Below are 272 nucleotides of genomic sequence, written 5' to 3' on the forward strand. Positions count from 1 at the left end.
GCTATATGTGAAGCCTTCGGAGCTACCGTGACCTACGCCGCGGAAGTGGTGCACGGCATCGCCCGACCGGCGCGCATGGATACGTCCAGCACGCTCTTTGCGGGGTGCGAGGAGAAAGAAATGGTGGCCCGCTACCATTCCCTCGCCGTCAAGGACGATACCCTCGGTGGTGACCTGGCCGTAACCGCGCGCTGCGTGGGGGACGGGGAAGTCATGGCGGTGGAGCACCGCAGCTTCCCGGTATTCGGGGTGCAATTCCATCCCGAATCGAT

General features: G+C 63.6%; 1 protein-coding gene. It reads left to right on the top strand.

Annotated elements, in window-relative coordinates:
* On the top strand, positions 1-272 hold a 272-nt coding region (locus QP363_RS13105), incomplete at both ends, for an aminodeoxychorismate/anthranilate synthase component II (protein WP_284764804.1).

Source organism: Corynebacterium sp. UMB6689 (assembly GCF_030215295.1).
GTDB classification, from domain to species: Bacteria; Actinomycetota; Actinomycetes; order Mycobacteriales; family Mycobacteriaceae; genus Corynebacterium; species Corynebacterium aurimucosum.